This window comes from Pseudomonas sp. I8001, from assembly GCF_013385345.1.
Taxonomy (GTDB): domain Bacteria; phylum Pseudomonadota; class Gammaproteobacteria; order Pseudomonadales; family Pseudomonadaceae; genus Aquipseudomonas.
In genome coordinates, this window is the sequence record NZ_JACAQC010000033.1 from 205,775 (window position 1) to 226,969 (window position 21,195).

Below are 21,195 nucleotides of genomic sequence, written 5' to 3' on the forward strand. Positions count from 1 at the left end.
GCAGAAGGATTTGAGCTGCGGGCCAGTCAAATGGAATTTTCCATCATCATGGTATGAAGTCCCTTGGAATCATCCATGGTGGTGGCGGATGTACTTTAGGAGTAACAGAGGTGTTTCAAGGCGTTATGGATAAGTTGAGAACCTTATTACTGGGTTTAACGCGGCGGCAGAAACGTGCCTTCCAGGTAGTGACCGACGTTTTTCTTGTCTGGTTTGCCCTTTGGATGGCCTTTGTCGTTCGTTTGGGGATTGATGAGCTGATCAATCCTTTCACTGAATACCTATGGCTATTCCTGAGCGCCACGGTCATCGCTATTCCGCTGTTTGTACGGTTTGGTATGTACCGTGCAGTCATGCGCTATTTTGGAAACGATGCGCTGATCGCAATTATCAAGGCCGTCAGCCTGTCATCGTTGATTCTCGCGCTGGTTGTTTACTGGAGCGGCAACCATCAGTTGTTTGTTCCACGCTCGGTCATCTTCAATTACTGGTGGTTGAGCATGGTCATGATCGGGGGGCTACGCCTCGCGATGCGCCAGTATTTCCTGGGAGATTGGTTCGCGGCTGCGCAACATGTTCCTTTTACCAATCGAGATGATGGACTGCCGAAGGTGGCCATCTATGGTGCGGGGGCAGCCGGTAATCAATTGGTTGCTGCATTGCGCATGGGGAGGCTGTTGCGTCCTGTCGCCTTTATTGATGATGACAGCAGCATTGCCGATCGTGTGATTTCAGGCTTGCATGTCTATAAGCCAAAGCATATCCAGCAGATGGTTGACGTCACCGGTGCCCAGCAGATTCTTCTCGCCATTCCGTCTGCCAATCGTGGGCGCCGCCGGGAGATATTGACCTTCCTGGAGGGGTTCGCACTCCATGTGCAAAGCGTGCCCGGTTTTATGGATTTGGCCAGCGGGCGAGTGAAAGTCGATGATATCCAGGAAGTTGATATTGCTGACTTGTTGGGCCGTGACTCTGTCCCTCCTCAGGACGAGCTGCTTGAACATTGCATCAAGGAGCAGTCGGTTCTTATAACCGGGGCGGGCGGTTCAATCGGGTCTGAGCTTTGCCGGCAGATTCTCACGCTGCAACCCACGACACTGCTGTTGTATGAGCATAGCGAGTTCAATCTCTACAGCATCCTGCAAGAGCTTGAGCAGCGAATCGTGCGTGAGTCGCTTTCAGTTAAGTTATTGCCAATCCTGGGTTCTGTGCGCAATCAGGAAAAGCTCTTTGACGTCATGAAAACCTGGCGCGTGAACACGGTCTACCATGCGGCGGCTTACAAGCATGTACCGATGGTCGAGCATAATATTGCTGAAGGCGTGCTGAATAATGTGATGGGCACACTGAGCGCCGCGCAAGCCTCTTTACGCGCCAATGTGGCGAACTTCGTGCTGATTTCTACTGATAAGGCGGTGCGTCCCACCAATGTAATGGGAAGCACCAAGCGTCTCGCAGAAATGACACTGCAGGCGCTCAGCAGTGAAATTGCTCCGGTGCTATTCGGTGAGACTTCGAATGTTTCCCGTGTGAACAAGACCCGCTTTACCATGGTGCGGTTCGGCAATGTGCTGGGCTCATCAGGATCAGTGATCCCGTTGTTCCACAAGCAAATCAAATCCGGTGGCCCGCTGACGGTTACGCACCCCAAGATTACCCGGTATTTCATGAGCATCCCTGAAGCCGCCCAATTGGTTATCCAGGCGGGCTCCATGGGGCTGGGCGGTGACGTATTTGTTCTGGATATGGGCGAGCCGGTGAAAATCGTCGAGCTGGCCGAGAAGATGGTGCACCTTTCCGGCTTGAGTATTCGCTCTGATAAAAATCTTCAAGGTGACATCTCCATTGAGTTTACGGGGCTGCGTCCCGGCGAAAAACTTTATGAGGAGCTGTTGATCGGCGACAACGTAGTCACGACGCCGCACCCGATGATTATGAGTGCCAATGAAGACTACTTGCCCTGGGAGGTGTTGAAGGCCCGTTTAACGGAGCTGCTCAGCGCCGTTGAACAGGATGACTACACGCGTGTGCGTCAGCTGCTGCGCGAAACGGTCAGCGGCTATTCCCCGGACGGTGAAATCGTCGACTGGATCTACCAGCAGCGTCGTCTTGAGCCCTGAGCTCACACCCTGTAACTCACCCATTTTTGACTCTCCCCAAACATCGCCTAAGTTTGAAAAGCAGCTTCGGAAAAGCTGCTTTTCCCTTATCGATGTCATGGAGTGTCACCTATGCGTAAAGCTTATTTCTCATCCTTTGTCTTTGCCTTTCTTGCCAGCCTCTCCCTAGCCACTACTGCCGCACCTTCCACCAAACCCGAAACGCCAACCTCCATTTCCACACAAATGACCAAGGTCGACCACACCACCAAGGTCAGCCTCAACTCCGCAGACGCCGAAACCCTGCGCCGGGACCTCTTCGGCATTGGCGCAGCCAAAGCCAAGGCCATCGTCGCTTACCGCGAAACCAACGGGCCCTTCACTGCGATAGATGAGTTGCTGGAAGTAAAAGGTATCGGCAAGGCATTGCTGGAGAAGAACCGCGACAGGCTTGAGGTCAATTGAACATCTGAAAAGCAGGCGAGGAGGCCGGTCATTGACCGGCTTTCTTCTGGCCGCAGAACCCCGCTTTCAAGCTCCCCCGCACCACATCAAGAATCCGCGTGGCCAATTCGGCGCTCTCCACACTTCTTGCCAACACCAACGCTCCCACCAGCGTCGACATCAGCACAAGGCCCTGTTCGCGGGCATTCGGGCTCTCGAGGGCGGCTTCGACCTGCTTGAGCCGGGCGTTAAGCACCTCATCCGTCGTCCTGCTGTTCTGCCCGCGCAACCCCAGCTCGGAAGACATCGTGGGCAGCGGGCACCCCTCATGGGGTGATGTCTGATGCCATTGCGACAGGTAACTATCAATGAACGCCTCCAACGGTCGCTGTTGGCTGAACAGCTTTTTGCAATGTTCATCCAGTTGAGCTGCGGCCTCTTGCAACGCCTTTTCCACCAACTCGTCCTTTGACCTGAAGTGCGCGTAAAACCCGCCATGCGTCAGGTTCAGCGACTTCATCAGCGGCTGCAGGCCGGTCGCACCAATGCCGTCACGGCGAAAGCGTACCGAGGCCTCCTTGATGATGCGCCGGTGGGTTTGGGCTTTGTGGTCTTGTGAATAGCGCATGGGAAGGCCTCCGAAACATCAGGCCATATTAACCAAGCTTGGCGGGGCATACGCGGGTGTTTACAAAATTGTGCGGCTCAACGGGGAGCCGCTTCAGCCTCAACGATCCTGCGCATCCTTGGCGTCCGCCTGGGCATTGCGTTCTGCCACGCGCTTACGTTGTTCATCAGTCAATTCAACCTTGTTGGCGCTGTCTCGCAGCATCAACAAACCACCGACGATCGAACCGATCGCGACCACTAAAATCAACCAGGCATACCACGGCATAGGGCTCTCCTTGAGGCAGCAAACCGTGGGGAAATTTCCCACGGTAATGACTGCTTTGAGTAACGGGCTTTCTTAGTAGTTCATTGTAGGCCCGTTCTGCCCCGGTAGCCTTACAGCCCGGTCAACATAGCGTCCGCCGGTGCATCGGCGCGGTCTTGCGCGGTCAGTTGGAAGTACACAAAACCCACCACCATGAAGCCCAGGAAGATCAGCCCGATCAGCGCGTTGAACCACGCCATGGCCACCAGGCAGACCACGGCCAGTACCAGCGCAATCCCCGGCACGATTGGATAGCCCGGGGCGCGGAAGGTCCGCTCCAGCAGTGGCTCGGTCTTGCGCAGTTTGAACAGGCTGAGCATGCTCATGATGTACATGACGATGGCACCGAACACCGCCATGGTGATCATCGCGGCGGTCAGGGTCATGCCGCCCAGGTTGATCAGCCCGTCGCTGTAGATGGCGGCGATGCCGACGATGCCGCCGGCGATGATTGCCCGGTGCGGCGTCTGGAAGCGCGACAGTTTGGCGAGGAAGGAGGGCAGGTAGCCCGCGCGCGCCAGGGCGAAGAATTGGCGGGAGTAACCCAGGATGATCCCGTGGAAGCTGGCCACCAGGCCGAACAGGCCGATCCACACCAGCATGTGCAGCCAGCCCGAGCTGTCGCCGACCACGGTTTTCATCGCCTGGGGCAGCGGGTCGTTGATGTTCGACAGGGTGCGCCAGTCACCCACGCCACCGGCAAAGAACATCACGCCCATGGCCAGAATCACCAGGGTGAGGATGCCGCTGATGTAGGCCTTTGGAATAGTGCGCTTGGGATCTTTCGCCTCTTCGGCCGCCATGGCGGCGCCTTCGATGGCGAGGAAGAACCAGATGGCAAAGGGTATGGCCGCAAACATTCCGGCGATCGCCGGTGCGCCGAAGGTGTCGGAGCCGGCCCAGCCGTTGAGGGCGAAGTTGCTGAAGCTGAAGGCGGGAGCGACCACGCCCATGAACACCAGCAACTCGGCCACGGCAAGCACGCAGACCACCAATTCAAAGGTGGCGGCGAGCTTCACCCCGAGGATGTTCAGGCCCATGAACACAATGTAGGCGCCGACGGCCGCATGTTTCGGATCGAGGGCCGGAAACTGCACGTTCAGGTACGCGCCGATGGCCAGGGCGATCGCGGGCGGGGCGAAGACGAACTCGATCAGCGTCGCCAGCCCGGCAATCAAGCCACCTTTCTCGCCAAACGCCCGGCGGCTGTAGGCAAACGGGCCGCCAGCGTGAGGAATCGCGGTGGTCAGCTCGGTGAAACTGAATATAAAGCAGGTGTACATGGCGGCGACCATTAACGAGGTCACCAGGAAGCCCAATGTTCCCGCCACGCCCCAGCCATAACTCCAGCCGAAATACTCTCCGGAAATCACCAGCCCGACTGCGATGCCCCACAAATGCAGAGTGCCCAAGGTGGGTTTGAGTTGTGTGTTCATCGTGTAGCGCTCCCTGAACGGTTTGGAATGTTTCAGGGCATTGCAGCGGACATGCCATTAACCAAAGCCGTGTCGTAAAGGCGCCGAACTGTCGCCGAGGGAACGGTTTGGCGTTTGAATCATTTCAAGCGCTGCACCAGATAAGGGCGTTGGTGTCTGGTCTGACGCTATCGCGGGCAAGCCCGGCTCCCACATTTGAAGTGCATACCCCCCGTAAACCCCGCATAAACCCACTCTTTACGCCGTCTTTACGCCCCACCCATACCGTCGCTCTCGTTCCTTTACGCCACTCCTGCGGACAATCCTCCTACACGCGGCAGTCGCCGCACGACGGAGAAACTTCCATGAGCGTTCTGGACGGGGTGTCACTGCTGTTGGCTGTGGCGCTGTTCATTTATCTGCTGGTTGCGCTGTTACGCGCGGATCGGAACTAGGAGCAGGCTATGCACAGTTATGACTATTGGCTGATCATCGCCTTCTTTGCCTTGGTGCTGATTCCGGCACCGGCCCTGGGGCGGTTTTACTACAAGGTAATGGAAGGGCAGCGAACCTGGCTCACGCCGGTGTTCGGCCCGGTCGAGCGCGTGTGCTATCGCCTTTCGGGTGTCGATGCGGACCAGGAACAGAGCTGGCAGAAATACGCGCTGGCGTTGCTGGCGTTCAACCTTGCCGGTTTCGTGCTGCTGTTCGCGATCCTGCTGTTCCAGGAATACCTGCCGCTGAACCCGCAGAAATTGCCGGGTCAGGAATGGACCCTGGCGTTCAACACCGCCATCAGTTTCATGACCAACACCAACTGGCAGAACTACAGCGGTGAAGCGTCCCTGAGCTACCTCAGTCAGATGGTCGGCCTCACCGTGCAGAACTTCGTCAGTGCCGCCACCGGCCTCGCCGTACTGGTCGCGTTGTGCCGTGGCATCGGTCGCAAGTCCACCAAGACCCTGGGCAATTTCTGGGTCGACATGACCCGCGCCACTCTCTACGGCCTGTTGCCGATGTGCCTGGTGTTCGCGTTGTTCCTGGTCTGGCAGGGCGTGCCACAAACTTTCGCTCACTATGTGAACGCGGTCACCATGCAGGGCGTTGACCAGGTCATCCCACTGGGCCCGGCTGCCAGCCAGATTGCGATCAAGCAACTGGGCACCAACGGTGGTGGCTTCTTCGGCGTCAACTCGGCGCATCCGTTCGAAGACCCGACTGCCTGGGCCAACCTGTTTGAACTGGGCGCGATCATCCTGATTCCGGTGGCGCTGGTGTTCACCTTTGGCCACTACGTGAAAGACCTGCGTCAGAGCCGGGCGATCCTCGGTTGCATGCTGGCCTTGTTCATCATCGGCGGCGCAACCGCCATGTGGGCCGAATACCAGCCCAACCCGGCGCTGAACAACCCGGCGGTTGAACAGGCCGCGCCGCAGGAAGGTAAAGAAGCGCGCTTCGGCACCACTGGCACCGTGTTGTGGTCGGTGGCGACCACCGCCGCGTCCAACGGTTCGGTCAACGGTATGCAAGACAGCCTCAACCCCCTGAGCGGGATGGTGTCGCTGGTCAACATGATGGTCGGCGAAGTGATCTTCGGCGGCGTCGGCGCCGGCATGTACGGCATGTTGCTCAACGTGTTGATTGCGGTGTTCCTCGCCGGTTTGATGATTGGCCGTACACCGGAATACCTCGGCAAGAAACTCCAGGCCAAGGAAGTGCAGTTGCTGGTCGTGACCTTGCTGGTGATGCCGGTCGGCACCCTCGTACTGGGCGCCATCGCTGCCAGTTTGCCTGGCCCGGCCGGCGCCATCAGTAACCCTGGCCCCCACGGTTTCAGCCAGTTGCTGTACGCCTACACCTCGGCCAGTGCCAACAACGGTTCGGCGTTCGGCGGCTTCAGTGCCAACACCGCGTTCCACAACCTGATGTTGAGCCTGTCGATGTTGCTCGGTCGCTTCGGTTACATCCTCCCGGTACTGGCCCTGGCCGGCAGCCTGGCGATGAAGAAGACCGCACCGATTGGCCAGAACAGCTTCCCGACCCACGGCCCGCTGTTCGTGACCCTGTTGACCGTGACCATTTTGCTGGTGGGCGGCCTGACCTTCCTGCCGACGCTGGCACTTGGGCCTATCGCTGAACATCTGAGCATGGGCTTCTAAGGGGATATGAAAATGAATATGCCTGCAAAAAACGCGGCTCCGGTGAAAACCCAGGAGCCGGCCAAAACCGCAATGTCGGCCCTGTGGCGCCCGGCGCTGGTCCAGGCGTTCGTCAAGCTGGACCCGCGCCAGCTGCAACGCTCGCCGGTGATGCTGGTGGTCGAGCTGACCGCGATCCTCACCACCATCCTGTGCTTCGTGCCGGATGTTGCCGTACCGACCTACGTCGCCGTGCAAATCGCCGTTTGGCTGTGGTTCACCGTGCTGTTTGCCAACTTCGCCGAAGCCTTGGCTGAAGGCCGCGGCAAGGCCCGCGCCGACAGCCTCAAGGCCGGCAGCGAGGGCCTCAGCGCCCGCCGCAAGGAAGCCGACGGCAGCTTCAAGGTCGTGCCGGCCACCAGCCTGCGCAAAGGTGATGTGGTACGCGTGGTCGCCGGGGAAATGATCCCGGGTGACGGCGAAGTCATCGAAGGGATTGCCGCGGTCAACGAAGCGGCCATCACCGGTGAATCGGCCCCGGTTATCCGTGAATCCGGCGGCGACCGCTCGGCCGTCACCGGCAACACCCGCCTGGTCTCGGACTGGTTGATGATTCGCATCACCGCCAACCCGGGCGAGTCGACCCTGGACCGCATGATCGCCCTGGTGGAAGGCGCCAAGCGCCAGAAAACCCCCAACGAAATCGCGCTGGACATCCTGCTGATCGGACTGACGCTGATCTTCCTGCTGGTGGTGGTGACCCTGCAGCCGTTCGCCCACTTCGCCAATGGCAACCTGCCGCTGGTGTTTCTGGTGGCGCTGCTGGTGACGCTGATTCCGACCACCATCGGCGGCCTGTTGTCGGCCATCGGTATTGCCGGCATGGACCGCCTGGTGCGCCTCAACGTGATCGCCAAGTCCGGTCGCGCAGTGGAAGCGGCGGGGGACGTGCACGTGCTGTTGCTGGACAAGACCGGCACCATCACCTTCGGTAACCGTCGTTGCACCAACGTGATCGCCGCGCCGGGTGTCAGCGGCAAGGAACTGGCCGAGGGCGCGCTGCTGGCATCCCTGGCGGACGACACGGCCGAAGGTAAGTCCATCGTCGAATACCTGCGCGGCCAGCACCCGCAAGCCGAGCCGTCGACGGATGAGCTGACCTCGGTACCGTTCAGCGCGGAAACCCGCCTGTCCGGCGTCGACTACCAGGGCCGTGTGTTCCGTAAGGGTGCCGTGGATTCGCTGCTGGCGTTCATTGGCCTGCAACGCCGCGACCTGCAACCGGCGCTGTCGCGGGAAATCGACAAGATCGCCCAGAGCGGCGGCACGCCATTGCTGGTGTGTGCCGACGGCAAGTTGCTCGGCGCGATTCACCTCAAGGACGTGGTCAAGCCCGGCATCCGCGAACGGTTTGCCGAGCTGCGCAAGCTGGGGATTCGCACCGTGATGGTGACTGGCGACAACCCGCTGACCGCCGCCGCGATTGCTGCTGAAGCCGGTGTGGATGACGTGCTCGCCGAAGCCACCCCAGAGAAAAAACTCGCGCGCATTCGTCACGAACAGAACGATGGTCGCCTGGTTGCGATGTGCGGCGATGGCGCCAACGACGCCCCGGCGCTGGCCCAGGCTGACGTCGGCATGGCAATGAACGACGGCACGCAAGCCGCCCGTGAAGCGGCCAACATGGTCGACCTCGACAGCGACCCGACCAAGCTGCTGGACGTGGTGCAGATCGGCAAGGAATTGCTGGTGACCCGTGGTGCGCTGACCACCTTTTCCATCGCCAACGACGTGGCCAAGTACTTCGCGATCCTGCCGGCGCTGTTCGCCTCGATCTACCCGCAACTGGGTGTGCTCAACGTGATGCACCTGCAAAGCCCGCAGAGCGCGATCCTCTCGGCCATCGTGTTCAACGCGCTGATCATCGTGGTGCTGATCCCCCTGGCGCTGCGCGGTGTGCGCGTACAGGCGGCGAGTGCGGCGGCATTGCTGCGTCGCAACCTGCTGATCTACGGCCTGGGCGGGATCGTGGTGCCGTTCGTGGGCATCAAGGCGATCGACATGCTGTTGACCGCGCTGCACCTGGTTTGACTCGATGCCCGCAGGTACCGGCAAACCGGTGCCTGCAGGTTGCAATAACCGAATTGAGGAATTTGAAATGTCCAACATTATCCGCCCGGCCCTGAGCCTGCTGGTGTTGATGAGCCTGATCACCGGCGTGGCCTATCCCCTGGTTGTCACCGGTGTGGCGCAAGTCGCGTTCCCTGACCAGGCCAACGGCAGCCTGGTGCACGATGCCAGCGGCAAGGTTCGCGGTTCGAGCCTGATTGCCCAGGATTTCACCGGTGACGGCTGGTTCCACCCACGGCCATCTGCCGGTGCGTTTGCTACGGTTTCCAGCAGCGCCAGCAACCTCGGCCCAAGCAACCCCGCACTGGCCACTCGTGTATTTGACGATGCCAGGAAAATGCTGGTGCCAGACCAGGGACCGGTGCCGATGGCATTGCTGACTACCTCCGGCAGCGGTCTTGATCCACACTTGCCACCGCAGGCAATTGCCTATCAACTGGCCCGGGTAGCGGCCGCACGTAATCTGCCGGTGGCGACCCTGCAGCGCTTGATGGACGAGCACATCGAAAGCCCGCTGGTGGGGCCGCCGGTGGTGAACGTGCTGGCGTTGAACATGGCCTTGGAAAAACTGTAAGCCGTGGTGCCGCTTTCGCGAGCAAGCCCGCTCCCACATTCGACTGAGTTTCACCTTTGGAATGCGGTCAAATGTGGGAGCGGGCTTGCTCGCGAAGGCGGACTCAAGAAACCCACATCAACACCTGAAGGAAGACCGCCCGCATGAGCGACTCCGGCCGCGCCGATGCCCTGTTAGCCGATCTGCCCCGGGACGGCCGTGGCCGGCTCAAAGTCTTCCTCGGCGCCGCCCCGGGCGTGGGCAAGACCTACGCCATGCTCCAGGCTGCCCACACCCAACTGCGCCAGGGTGTGCGGCTGATCGCCGGCGTAGTGGAAACCCACGGTCGCGCCGAGACCGAAGCCTTGCTCAGCGGCTTGCCACAACAGCCGCTGCTGCGTTCCGAATACCGCGGCGTGATGCTGGAGGAAATGGACCTCGACGGCCTGCTCGCCGCCAAGCCCAAACTGGTGCTGGTGGACGAACTGGCCCACAGCAACGCCCCCGGCAGCCGCCACGAAAAACGCTGGCAAGACATTCAGGAATTGCTCTCGGCGGGCATCAACGTCTTCACCACGGTCAACGTCCAGCACCTGGAAAGCCTCAACGACCAGGTGCGCGGCATTACCGGCGTGCAAGTGCGCGAGACCTTGCCCGACTGGGTCTTGCAGGAAGCCGATGAACTGCTGCTGATCGACCTGCCATCCCGGGAACTGCTGGAGCGCCTGCGGGACGGCAAGGTGTACGTGCCGGAACAGGCCCGTGCTGCCATCGATGCCTTCTTCACCCAGACCAACCTCATGGCCCTGCGCGAGCTGGCGATGCAAACCGCGGCGGCCCATGTCGACGATGACCTGGCCCAGGGTTATCGCCAATTGGGCCAGGCCGCACCGGCTGTGCGTGGCCGCTTGCTGGTGGGCGTGGACGGCGATGCCCAGGCCGAACGCCTGGTGCGTCATGCCAGCCGCGTAGCCCAGCGTCGGCATTTGCCGTGGAGCCTGGTGCATGTGGATAACGGCCGGGTGCGCGATGAACAATCGCGCCTGCGTCTGCAAAACGCCCAGCAACTGGCCGAGCGTCTTGGCGGTGAAGTGGTGTTGCTGCGAGCGGGGGAGGTGGCCAAGACCCTGATCCAGCACGCCGCCGAGCGTCGCGCCAGCTTGATTCTGGTGGGGCAGTCCCGGCCGCGCTGGCGGCGCAATCTGTTTGGTGGCGGCTTGGCGGCACGCCTGCTGCGCAATGCACGGGGCCTGGAAATCAACGTCCTCGACAGCGACGAAGTGCCGGCCCCTCCGCGCCTGCCGGATGTGCGTGGGCTGGTGTGGTTTGACTATGCCCTGGCGGTGGTGGCGACCGTGATCGCGGCCGCAGTCGCATGGGGTGTCGCCAGTGCCTTGCCGTTGCCGAATATCTCGCTGGTGTTCCTCGCCGCCGTATTGCTGGTGGCGGTGCGCAGTAGCCTGGGGCCGGCGTTGGCGTGTGCGGCGCTGTCATTCCTGAGCTACGACTTCCTGTTCATCCCGCCGAATTTCTCGTTCGCGATCCAGCGTGAAGAAGACGTGCTGACGCTGTTGTTCTTCCTGCTGATGGCGGCGCTCACCGGTAATCTCGCTGCACGCCAGCGCCGGCAGTTGCAGGCGCTGCGCGATACCCAGGAAGAAACCACCGAGCTGCTCGACCTGTCCCGCAAACTCACCGCCGCCACCGATCGCCAGGCAGTGATCAGTGCCGCCGCGCATCATCTGGAAGGCTGGAGCGACCTGCAATTGTGCCTGCTCAACCGCGACGGGCAGGGCGACTGGAAGGTCGAGACCGGTGGCCCGATCACCTTTACCGAAGCCGAACGCGCCGCCGCCGACTGGGCCTGGCAGCACGATCAGCCGGCCGGCATGGGCACCGGCACCTTGCCGTTCGGGCGCTGGTGGTGGTGGCCGTTGTCCAGCGAAGAAGGCCCGTTGGGTCTGCTGGGGGTCAGCCCGAAGGCCGGGCTTGAACTGAGCGGCCAGCGCCGTCGCCTGCTCACGGCCTTGAGCCAGCCATTGGCTCAAGCCCTGGCCCGTGCACAACTCGGCCAGGAGCTGGAAGCCGCGCGCCTGCACGGCGAAACCGAGCAATTGCGCAGCGCCTTGCTGGCTTCGGTGTCTCACGATTTGCGCACACCGCTGACCTCCATGCGTGGCAGCATCGACAGCCTGCTGGCCCTCGGCGAGGCGATTCCCCTGGAAGATCGCCGGGAGCTGCTGGAAGGCACTCGCGATGAGGCTGAGCGCCTGGATCGCTACATCCAGAACCTGCTGGACATGACTCGTCTGGGCCACGGCGCGCTGAAGCTGGCGCGGGACTGGGTGTCACCCGGCGATATCGTCGGCAGCTCCCTGGGCCGCTTGCGTGCGGTATTGGCGCCGCTGCAGGTGATCACCGACGTGCCGCCCGAGCTGCCGCTGCTCTACGTGCATGCCGCGTTGATCGAGCAGGCACTGGTCAACGTACTGGAAAATGCCGCACGCTTCTCGCCGCCACAAGGCCGGCTGAAACTCAGCGCGGGCGTGCAGGATAACCAGTTGTTTTTTGCTGTTGCCGATGAGGGACCGGGGATTCCCGAGGAGGAGCGGGCGAAAATTTTCGATATGTTCTACACCGCCGCCAGGGGGGATCGCGGCGGGCAGGGCACCGGGCTCGGCCTGGCGATCTGCCAGGGCATGGTCGGCGCCCACGGCGGGCATATCAGCGTGGCCGACGGCATTGACGGCCGGGGCACCTGCATCACGTTATTCTTGCCATTGCAGGCCCAGCCTGGCCTGGAAAGCGAACCTTGAGCTACCCTCTTTTCTTCACGGATTTTGATTGGACACCATGAGCCAGACTGCGACGATTTTGGTCATTGACGACGAACCGCAGATCCGCAAGTTCTTGCGTATCAGCCTGGCCTCCCAGGGCTACAAAGTGATCGAGGCCGGCACCGGCAACGAAGGCCTGGCGCAGGCCGCCTTGAGTAAACCGGACCTGCTGGTGCTTGACCTCGGCCTGCCGGACATGGACGGCCAGCAGGTGCTGCGCGAGTTTCGTGAGTGGTCCACGGTACCGGTACTGGTGTTGTCGGTGCGAGCCAGTGAAGTGCAAAAAGTCGAGGCGCTGGACAACGGCGCGAATGACTATGTGACCAAGCCATTTGGCATCCAGGAGTTTCTTGCACGGGTGCGGGCGTTGTTGCGCCAGGCGCCGGCGGGGGAGGCCCAGGAAGCGGCACTACGTTTTGGCCCGCTGACGGTAGACCTGGCTTATCGGCGGGTGCTGCTGGACGGTGTCGAAGTGGCGCTGACCCGCAAGGAATACGCGGTGCTGGCGCAACTGGCGCGGCATCCCGGGCGGGTGATCACCCAGCAGCAACTGCTCAAGGATATCTGGGGCCCGACCCATACCGAAGACAGCCATTACCTGCGGATTGTGGTGGGGCATCTGCGCCAGAAACTGGCGGATGATCCGACCCAACCACGGTTTATCGTGACTGAGGCCGGTGTTGGGTATCGGCTATTGAACACCGAAGCCTGAAGCGTTAGCTCACCTGTGGCGAGGGAGCTTGCTCCCGCTGGGCTGCGCAGCAGCCCCAGAATCCTGGGAGCGCTTCGCACTCCAGCGGGAGCAAGCTCCCTCGCCACACAAGCCCTGCTTATCAAACCTCAGTGTTGCTCGCTCTCGTAACGATCCAGCGTATCGCTCGCGATCTCCCGCCCCAGCGCGATCAACTCCGGCGCTTTGTAAAACTCGAAAAACCGGCACACGCGCTTCGGCACGTTGATCAGAATATCCGGCGGATACCCGGCGATCTTGTACTGCGCCAATGACGTCTGCATCACCTCAAAGCTCTGGTTGATCAAATCCAGCAGCGATGCAGGCCCCACGTTATCGATGATGAACGAGCCGGTCGCCGACTTTGGCGCCCCGGCCTTTTCCGGTGCCGCCGCCGGTTGTTGCGCCTCGGGTTCGGCAGAGTCCAGCCACGGGTTGATATCGGCAGCCTGGGCCAGCAGCGCTTCCTGTTCCAGCATCAATAACTGCTCGGCCTGCTTGCGCCGAAACGGCAAGTGCGAACCCAGTGAACGCACCAGGTTGTCGAAGCGGCTCCTGAACGCCGGCGGACGCTGGATCACCGGAAGCTTGTAGTGCTTCTGGTTGGTGGAGTTGAGGTTGACCGCAATGATCAGGTCGCAGTGGCTCGACACCACCGGCACGATCGGCAGAGGGTTCAGCAAGCCGCCGTCCACCAGCATGCGATTGCCCTGCATCACCGGGGTGAACAGGCTGGGAATCGCCGCCGAGGCCCGCATGGCCTGGTGCAGGCAGCCTTCCTGGAACCAGATTTCCTGCTGGTTGGTCAGGTCCGTGGCCACGGCGGTGTAGGGAATGCGCAGGTCTTCGATATTGATCTCGCCGACGATCTTGCGGATCTGCCCGAACACCTTCTCGCCACGAATCGCCCCCAGGCGAAAGCTCACGTCTACCAGGCGCAGTACGTCCAGGTAGTCGAGGCTTTCGATCCAGTTTCGGTACTCGTCCAGCTTACCCGCAGCATAGATCCCACCCACCACCGCACCCATGGAACAGCCGGCGATGCAGGCGATGTCATAGCCGCGTTTTTCGATTTCCTCGATCACGCCGATATGGGCGTAGCCCCGGGCGCCGCCGGAGCCCAGCACCAATGCAACACGTTTCTTCATGACCTGATCCTTCGCAAAACAGGTGACCACAATGCACCCATCGAGGGGCGCGCTTCAATCATCACTGTCACAACCGATTATTTTCGCGAGCGGGCCACCACGCTCGGGTATGCTCTGGCAATCGGGACTGCGGATTCAGGCAGTCGGATAAGGCACTTTTCGGTGTAGGCAACGTCTACACCTGTGACTGTTTTTTCTTTTCTTGAGGTGTCATTTGATGAAAGCCTGGATGTGTGTGCCTGTGATCGTGTTGGCCCTGGCCGGTTGTGCCGGGAAAACCGCTTATCGCGACAGCTGCGGCACGCAACTGGATGCTGCGTGGCACGAGCTGGACCTGGCCAAGGCCGAAGGTTTCGCCGGCACCGTGAGTTACTCCAAGGCTCTGTCGTTGTTGACTGGCGCCAAGACCCAGCAGCAGTTCGAAGCCTTCGAAGGCTGCTCGACCAAGGCCGAGAAAGCCCGCTTCTATATTCGTGAGTCGCGCGCAGGGCGCTAACCCCGCGTAGCAGTTGTCGAGTGCAACGAGGTTGCGTCGGCGGCCTCAAGCCCGAAGGTTTAATCATTGAGGAGGAAAGGATGTCAGCCTTGGTCGATCAGCTAGTCGCTCAGGTCATCGGCCTGGAAGTTGGGTTACTGAGCTGCCAGGCGCGCCTCGCCGCCGTCACGGACGACGAGGCCCTGCATGATCTGCGCACCACGGTGCGGCGCTTGCGCAGCCTGTTGCGGCCATTGCGCGGGTTGCCCGGTGTCGAGCAGCTCGAGGCGGCCGCCAGTGCCGTCGGCCAACTGACCACGCCATTTCGCGACCGCGAAGTGCTGGCGGCGTACCTCCACCAACACGGCCATCATGAGGCGGCCGAGCGGCGTATCCGGCAGCAGCCGGCCACCTACCGCTCGGTTGCACAAGGGCCTGATCTGGCGCAACTGCTGTTGATCCTCGAAGCATTCCCCCGCTTTATCCGCGCCTCCCAACGGCAGAAATTGCTCAAGGGCCTGCGCACGCGCATTGAAAAACGCCTGGCCAAGCAATGGAAGAAGCTCGGCGAAGCGCTGCACGACCCCAACCACGACCGTCATCGCCTGCGCCTGTTGATCAAGCGCGTGCGTTATGCGGCCGAGGCTTATCCCGAGCTGAACAAGCTACCGCCCAAAGCCATATCGCGTCTCAAGGCGGCCCAGGGCGCCCTGGGTGATTGGCACGATTGCTGGCAATGGCTGGCGCAAGCCGGGCACGAGCCCGATTTGCAGCCGTGCGTGCCTGGTTGGCACCGCACCATGGCCGAGGCGGAAGGGCAGGCGGATCGGGTTTTGGATAAGTTGAACGCCGACTGCTTCGCTTGACCCTGCGACCTATCTGTCCGGGATTTTGGCCGGAATAGGCGCTGCGTGGTGTAGGCCGGCTGGTTAAGATCCCTCAACTCCTTTTTCAAGTTGAGACCGCCATGCGCTTTAGTGATTTGCTCGACGCTGCCCGCAGCCACCCGTTGGACGTTTCGATCCCGGCCGAATGGGCCCAGGGCCGCGCCAGCTTTGGCGGGCTGGTTGCGGCGTTGGAGTACGAGGCCTTGCGGGCGAAAGTCCCGGCGGATCGCCCGTTGCGCTCACTGGCGATCACCTTTGTGGGGCCGGTGGCGCCGGATGTGCCGGCCCGCTACGAGGTCGAAGTGTTGCGCGAAGGCAAGGCCGTCAGCCAAGTGCTGGGACGTGTGGTGCAGAACGGTGAAACGATGACCCTAGTGCAGGCCAGTTTTGGCGCATCACGGCCTTCGCAGATTGACGTCGCCGCCGAACCGGCGCCCACCTTCAAGCATTGGGATGAATGCCAGGAGTTGCCCTACATCAAAGGCGTGACGCCGGAGTTCATGCGCCACCTGGCGATGCGCTGGAGCGTCGGTGGCCTGCCGTTCACCGGCAATACATCCCGGGAGATGGGCGGCTGGGTGCGCTTGCGTGGCGATGTAAAGGAAGAGCCGCTGACCGAAGCGCACATCCTCGCGCTGGTGGATGCGTGGCCACCGTCGGTGTTGCCGCACCTGAAACAACCGGCGGCCGGCAGCACCCTGACCTGGACCATCGAGTTTGTCCAACCGCTGCAAAACCTGAGCACCCTGGACTGGTGCCAATACCTGGTCCACATCGAGCACGCCCGCGATGGCTATGGCCATGCGGCTGCGCAGTTGTGGAGCCCCGACGGCCAGTTGATCGCTATCAGCCGCCAGTCGGTGGTGGTGTTCGCCTGAGTCCTCAGACCAGCAAGTGTTGATCGCCGGAGGCGTCGCTGCCGCGTGCCTCCAGGCGGCGACCGTGATGCTGCAATCCAAGGGCTGCCAGAATGCCGACGATACCGATGGCGGCACTCGCCAGGTTCTCGCTGAACACGCCCGATGCCATCAACAGAAAACCGATGACCAGGAGTGGCAGCGCAATCAGCTGCAACACTTGATTGGTCCCGTGCTGGTGATTTTGCGGGTGGGTGCGCCATTGCCAGGCGGGGATATTCGGATGACGTTTGCCCATGATCGTGATTCCTCTGTCCGTTGAAACATCTTGAGCAGAGTTTAGGTCGGGCAGGGTGGGGCCGCGAATCAAGGATGGCTATGGGGGCCATAGCCATCCCTTCAGGGGTTAAAGCCGCAACTGGCCGATGGCCTTGCTCAGTTCCCCGGCCAGGGTTGCCAGCTCATTGCTGGTGGTCGCCGAGTCTACTGTCTGCTGCACGGTGTTTTCGGTGACGTCCCGAATGCTCACCACCGCTCGGTTCATTTCCTCGGCCACATGGCTTTGCTGCTCGGCAGCCACGGCAATCTGCGTGTTGCTCTCGCGCATCTGCGCCACCGCGCCGGTGATCTCGGCGAGGGCAATCCCGGCTTCTTGAGCCTGTTGCACACAGTCGTCGGCCTTGAACGAGCTTTCCTGCATGAAATCCACCGCGTCCCGGGTGCCGGCTTGCAGGGCGGACACCATGCGGGTGATTTCATCGGTGGAGCTTTGCACCCGCTTGGCCAGGTTGCGCACTTCGTCGGCGACCACGGCAAAACCCCGGCCCATTTCGCCGGCGCGGGCGGCTTCGATGGCGGCGTTGAGGGCCAGCAGGTTGGTCTGTTCGGCGATGCTGTGAATCACCCCGACCACGCCATTGATTTTCTGGCTGTCCTCGGCCAGCTTCTGGATCATTTCGGCGGTCTGCTGCACGCCGGTGGACAGCCCGGCAATCGAGCGCTGTACCCGGCTGACCACTTCCTGACCGCTGCCGGCGAGAGTGTCGGCCGTCTGGGACAGGTCGCGGGTGGCGCCGGCGTGCTGGGCGATGTGGTAGACGGTGGCGGTCATCTCGTTGATCGCCGTGGCGGCCTGGTCGGTTTCGCTTTGCTGGCCGAGCATGCCGTGCTGCACCTCGTTCATGCTGCTGGCCAGGCGTGCGGCGCCGTCGTCCAGTTGCCTGGCGGTGCGCGCAACCGTGTTGACCACCCGTTGATAACCCGCCTGCATCGCGTTGAACGCGCTGGCCATCTGCCCGACTTCATCCTTGCAGGCCAGGGGGACGCGGGCCGAGAGGTCGCCGGTTTTCTCGACGTGCAGCATCACGTCTTTCAAGGTGTTGAGCTGGCTGAGGAGAAAGCGGATCAGCAGCTGTGAGGCGCCGAGCATGGCCAGCATCAGAATCATCACCGCTACGGCGTAGTTGGCGAAGCGTTCTTCGAACACTTGGCTCAAGCTGGGCCCGTAGGCCAGCACGGCGACCTGCTGACCGTCGGCACGGCTGATTACTTCGGCGCCCATCAGCGGGTTTTCGCCGAGCAGTGGCATGTGATTGAAATCCACCCAGCCACTGGCGTTGGCCAGGGCTGACAGATCTTCGTCGCCCAGTTGTGGGACTTTGCCCCTGGCAAACGTCAGCCAGTGCTCGCCCTTGGGCAGTGGCTGGCCGGCGGGCCAGGCACCGAGCAAGCGCCCCTGGGCTTGCGCCGACGCCTGCGCGGCCTGGCTGCGGGCCTGTTGTTCGAGCTGCACGGCGTACAACACCAGCAGCAGGGTGGTGATGAAGGCGACCGCGTTCACGGCCCAGAATTTGTACTTCAGCGAGATGTTGCTAAGCCAGGCACCCATGGAAGGTTTTCTCTGATAGCGGAAACAGCATTGGCAAGGTGCCATTATTGTGCCGCTATCGGGATGCCGGGTTTTGATATGGGTCAATGCGCCGCGTCAATCCGGCACAGGCAATCCAAAAAAGGCGCGGGCACAGGCGGTGCTGTGTTGCGCCAGGTCTTCCACGGTTTCTTCGCGGTGCAACGCGACCTCCCGTAGGACTTCCGGTAAATAGGCGGGTTCGTTGCGACCGTTTTTCGGCTTGGGCCGCAGGGTGCGAGGCAGCAGGTAGGGCGCGTCGCTTTCCAGCATCAGGCGGCCCCGGGGGATTTCCCTGACCAGCGGATGCAGGTGCGTCCCACGGCGCTCGTCACAGATCCAGCCGGTGATACCGATATGCAGGTCCAGGTCGAGGTAGCTGAACAGCGCCCGCTGCTCGCCGGTGAAGCAGTGCACCACGGCGGCCGACAGGTGATCGCGGTAGTCCCGCAGGATTTCCAGCAGGCGCTGGTTGGCGTCACGTTCGTGGAGGAATACCGGGAGCTTCAACTCCACGGCCAGGGCCAGGTGTTCTTCGAGGACTTTTTCCTGCTGGGGGCGCGGTGAGAAATCCCGGTTGAAATCCAGCCCGCACTCACCCACCGCACGCACGCGACTTTCCTTGAGCAGGCCGCGCAGGCGCCTGGCGCTTTCGGCGTTCCAGTCACTGGCAGAGTGGGGGTGAATGCCGGCGGTGGCGAACAGGCGTTGGCCACTTTCGTCCAGTTGCTGGCACAGCTCCAGGGCCTGTTCGCTGCCTTCGACACTGGTACCGGTGAGCACCAATTGGCTCACCCCGGCGGCGTAGGCACGGTCGAGAACGGCCTGGTGCTTTTCGTCGAAACTTGGGTTGGTCAGGTTGACGCCGATATCAATGAGTTGCATGGTGCTACCTCCGCCTGCGGTCGGAAAGCATATCAGAGCTGTAGATTTATAAGAAAAGCCAAGAACTACAACGAGTTAAAGCTGTCTTTGAAAGTCGCAAGTAACACCGTGTTTGGTTTGTCGCCATCTGCCGTGCCACCCTTGCGCCCAAAGCCTGCGCTCATGGCGCTCTGTTTCTGTCCCCCAACGCCTCGTTTTTCGCGAAGCAATGGGCAGTATTCTTTCTTCCGGAGAGCGGATGATCCGACCCTCGGCGTTGCTTGTGTTGTGCCTGACGTTACTGCTGCCCACGGCGGCGGTTGCGCGTCTGGACGGGCCGCTGGAAGTGACCCGGCCCGGCAAGGTCCGCGACCTTGCGGAAATCCGCAGCAGCCGCACCTTGCGGGTATTGGTCAACCAGAGCCGCAACAGTTCCGGCGAAGTCCAGGGCCAGGCCATCGGTGTTGAATACCATCGCCTGCGCGCTTTCGAGCAATACCTCAACGGTCACGCCCGTGACGGCGAGGAAATCAACCTCAAGATTATTCCCAAGGCCAAGGATCAGCTGATTGGCGCATTGGCCCGTGGCGAGGGCGACCTGGTGGCACCCGGCGAATTGCTGGATGTGAAGGCCGCCCACAAGATTGCCACCAGCGACCCGATCGCCAGCGACGTGCCGTTAAGGCTGGTGGGGCTGAAGGGCGAGCGGCGGTTTACCCGGCTGGAGCAACTGTCCGGGCGCACGCTGGCCTTGACCACGGGCAGTGCCGCGTCGGATGCGATCAGCCAGGTCAACCAGAAGCTGGCGCTGCACAAATTGCCGCCGGTGAAGGTGGAATGGGTGGATCCGAGCCTCGCGGTAGAGGACGTGCTGGAGATGGTACAGGCCGGGATTTTCCACCTGACCATTGTCGAGCGGCCGATTGCCGAACGCTGGGCGAAGATCCTGCCCAAGCTGCGTTTCGACCGGCAAGTGACCATCAGCGAGCCGGGCGAAGAGTATTGGTTTGTGCGCCAGGATGCCTCGATGCTGCGGGCCAGTATTGATCGCTTCCTCAAGACCTACCGCACGCCGTCCGATCAGGATGTGGCGTTCCAGCGCATCTACCGCCGCCTCTACCAGGTACGTTATCCACTGGCTCGCGTCGACCGCCAGCGCCTGGAAAAACTGCGCCCGGTGCTGCAAAAGCATGCCCGCGAGCAGGGCATGGACTGGCTGAACCTGGCCGCGCTGGCGTTCAAGGAGTCTGCCCTGGACCCTGGCGCTCGCAGCAGCGGCGGCCCCACCGGGCTGATGCAGATCACGCCATCGGCGGCGCAGCGGGTCGGGGTGAACAACATCGAAAGCCTGGACAGCAATGTGCAGGCGGGCGCGCGGTACCTGGCGATGATCCGGCGCAAGTTCTTCTCAAGCCCCAAGCTCAACGAGCGCGAGCGCATGGCGTTTGTGCTGGCGGCCTACAACATGGGGCCCGAGCGGGTCCAGGGAATGCGTGCCGAGGCGCGGCGGCGGGGGCTTAACCCAAACCAATGGTTTTTCCAGGTCGAGCGCATTGCCATGGAGCAGGTGGGAATGAGCGGCGTCAGCTATGTTAATAGCGTGAACAAGTATTACCTGGCGTTTGATCGTGAGCGGGAGTCGTTGGAGCCGGCAGCGCCACGGGTTGCCTCACGTAAATAATCTATTAATTCGATAATTATGAGCCGCTTTATCGGCTTTTATCATTGTTTAAACTGATTAATATAGCGGCCAACCCAACCCCTACCTTGAAAAGGAT

The 21,195-nt window shown here is 61.5% G+C and carries 18 protein-coding genes and 1 pseudogene; 12 read left to right on the forward strand and 7 right to left on the reverse strand.

Features of this window, described 5'->3' with window-relative positions; translation table 11 throughout:
* Nucleotides 1-125 precede the first annotated feature (125 nt).
* On the forward strand, nucleotides 126-2,120 hold the full coding sequence (locus HX839_RS22695; RefSeq protein ID WP_177040071.1) for a nucleoside-diphosphate sugar epimerase/dehydratase: 1,995 nt from the start codon (nucleotides 126-128) through the stop codon (nucleotides 2,118-2,120).
* 111 nt (nucleotides 2,121-2,231) lie between these two features.
* A complete protein-coding gene (locus HX839_RS22700) occupies nucleotides 2,232-2,564 on the forward strand; it encodes a ComEA family DNA-binding protein (protein WP_008437725.1) in 333 nt (110 codons plus the stop codon).
* A gap of 28 nt (nucleotides 2,565-2,592) precedes the next feature.
* Here HX839_RS22700 and HX839_RS22705 read toward each other — a convergent pair whose 3' ends face one another.
* The 3 genes from HX839_RS22705 to eat all read right to left on the reverse strand — a co-directional run bounded on the left by HX839_RS22705 (nucleotide 2,593) and on the right by eat (nucleotide 4,913).
* Nucleotides 2,593-3,171, reverse strand: a complete 579-nt coding sequence (locus tag HX839_RS22705; protein WP_177036265.1) for a TetR/AcrR family transcriptional regulator — start codon at nucleotides 3,169-3,171, stop codon at nucleotides 2,593-2,595.
* A 99-nt stretch (nucleotides 3,172-3,270) separates the two neighbouring features.
* Entirely contained in the window at nucleotides 3,271-3,438 is a 168-nt protein-coding gene (locus tag HX839_RS22710) for a DUF2897 family protein (RefSeq protein WP_008437727.1), read from the reverse strand.
* Between the two features lie 110 nt (nucleotides 3,439-3,548).
* Complete coding sequence (eat, locus tag HX839_RS22715; RefSeq protein WP_003218757.1) at nucleotides 3,549-4,913, reverse strand: ethanolamine permease; 1,365 nt, start codon at nucleotides 4,911-4,913, stop codon at nucleotides 3,549-3,551.
* A gap of 344 nt (nucleotides 4,914-5,257) precedes the next feature.
* On the opposite strand from eat, the gene kdpF reads away from it, so the two are divergent.
* From kdpF to HX839_RS22745, 6 genes are all read left to right on the forward strand, one after another.
* A complete protein-coding gene (kdpF, locus tag HX839_RS22720; RefSeq protein WP_003218754.1) occupies nucleotides 5,258-5,347 on the forward strand; it encodes a K(+)-transporting ATPase subunit F in 90 nt (29 codons plus the stop codon).
* 9 nt (nucleotides 5,348-5,356) lie between these two features.
* Nucleotides 5,357-7,051, forward strand: coding sequence for a potassium-transporting ATPase subunit KdpA (gene kdpA / locus HX839_RS22725; RefSeq protein WP_177019482.1), 1,695 nt, complete (start codon nucleotides 5,357-5,359; stop codon nucleotides 7,049-7,051).
* A gap of 12 nt (nucleotides 7,052-7,063) precedes the next feature.
* Nucleotides 7,064-9,121 (forward strand): potassium-transporting ATPase subunit KdpB, encoded by a 2,058-nt coding sequence (kdpB, locus tag HX839_RS22730; RefSeq protein WP_177019481.1) that lies wholly within the window; start codon nucleotides 7,064-7,066, stop codon nucleotides 9,119-9,121.
* 67 nt (nucleotides 9,122-9,188) lie between these two features.
* On the forward strand, nucleotides 9,189-9,734 hold the full coding sequence (gene kdpC, locus HX839_RS22735) for a potassium-transporting ATPase subunit KdpC (protein ID WP_087693688.1): 546 nt from the start codon (nucleotides 9,189-9,191) through the stop codon (nucleotides 9,732-9,734).
* Between the two features lie 143 nt (nucleotides 9,735-9,877).
* Entirely contained in the window at nucleotides 9,878-12,529 is a 2,652-nt protein-coding gene (locus tag HX839_RS22740; RefSeq protein ID WP_008437729.1) for a sensor histidine kinase KdpD, read from the forward strand.
* A gap of 37 nt (nucleotides 12,530-12,566) precedes the next feature.
* Complete coding sequence (locus HX839_RS22745; protein WP_003218747.1) at nucleotides 12,567-13,262, forward strand: response regulator; 696 nt, start codon at nucleotides 12,567-12,569, stop codon at nucleotides 13,260-13,262.
* A 128-nt stretch (nucleotides 13,263-13,390) separates the two neighbouring features.
* On the opposite strand, the gene HX839_RS22750 is transcribed toward HX839_RS22745, so the two are convergent.
* The gene (locus HX839_RS22750) at nucleotides 13,391-14,428 is read right to left on the reverse strand and encodes a patatin-like phospholipase family protein (RefSeq protein ID WP_008437733.1); all 1,038 of its coding nucleotides are present in this window, start codon (nucleotides 14,426-14,428) and stop codon (nucleotides 13,391-13,393) included.
* 217 nt (nucleotides 14,429-14,645) lie between these two features.
* Here HX839_RS22750 and HX839_RS22755 point away from each other — a divergent pair, with 217 nt between their 5' ends.
* The 3 genes from HX839_RS22755 (at nucleotide 14,646) to HX839_RS22765 (ending at nucleotide 16,668) form a co-directional block, all read left to right on the forward strand.
* Nucleotides 14,646-14,924: a hypothetical protein gene (locus HX839_RS22755; RefSeq protein WP_003218744.1), complete on the forward strand. Its 279-nt coding sequence runs from the start codon at nucleotides 14,646-14,648 to the stop codon at nucleotides 14,922-14,924.
* An 80-nt stretch (nucleotides 14,925-15,004) separates the two neighbouring features.
* Entirely contained in the window at nucleotides 15,005-15,769 is a 765-nt protein-coding gene (locus HX839_RS22760; protein WP_102368434.1) for a CHAD domain-containing protein, read from the forward strand.
* Between the two features lie 101 nt (nucleotides 15,770-15,870).
* On the forward strand, nucleotides 15,871-16,668 hold the full coding sequence (locus HX839_RS22765) for an acyl-CoA thioesterase II (protein WP_008437738.1): 798 nt from the start codon (nucleotides 15,871-15,873) through the stop codon (nucleotides 16,666-16,668).
* A gap of 19 nt (nucleotides 16,669-16,687) precedes the next feature.
* Here the strand turns inward: HX839_RS22765 and HX839_RS22770 are convergent.
* The 3 genes and pseudogenes from HX839_RS22770 to HX839_RS22780 all read right to left on the reverse strand — a co-directional run.
* Nucleotides 16,688-16,945: pseudogene (locus tag HX839_RS22770) on the reverse strand (terminase); the annotation flags it as partial.
* A gap of 108 nt (nucleotides 16,946-17,053) precedes the next feature.
* Nucleotides 17,054-18,535, reverse strand: coding sequence for a methyl-accepting chemotaxis protein (locus tag HX839_RS22775; RefSeq protein ID WP_003218740.1), 1,482 nt, complete (start codon nucleotides 18,533-18,535; stop codon nucleotides 17,054-17,056).
* A gap of 96 nt (nucleotides 18,536-18,631) precedes the next feature.
* Nucleotides 18,632-19,438, reverse strand: a complete 807-nt coding sequence (locus HX839_RS22780) for a TatD family hydrolase (RefSeq protein ID WP_177067706.1) — start codon at nucleotides 19,436-19,438, stop codon at nucleotides 18,632-18,634.
* 238 nt (nucleotides 19,439-19,676) lie between these two features.
* On the opposite strand from HX839_RS22780, the gene HX839_RS22785 reads away from it, so the two are divergent.
* Nucleotides 19,677-21,098 (forward strand): transglycosylase SLT domain-containing protein, encoded by a 1,422-nt coding sequence (locus tag HX839_RS22785; RefSeq protein ID WP_177067707.1) that lies wholly within the window; start codon nucleotides 19,677-19,679, stop codon nucleotides 21,096-21,098.
* The last annotated feature ends 97 nt before the right edge of the window (nucleotides 21,099-21,195 follow it).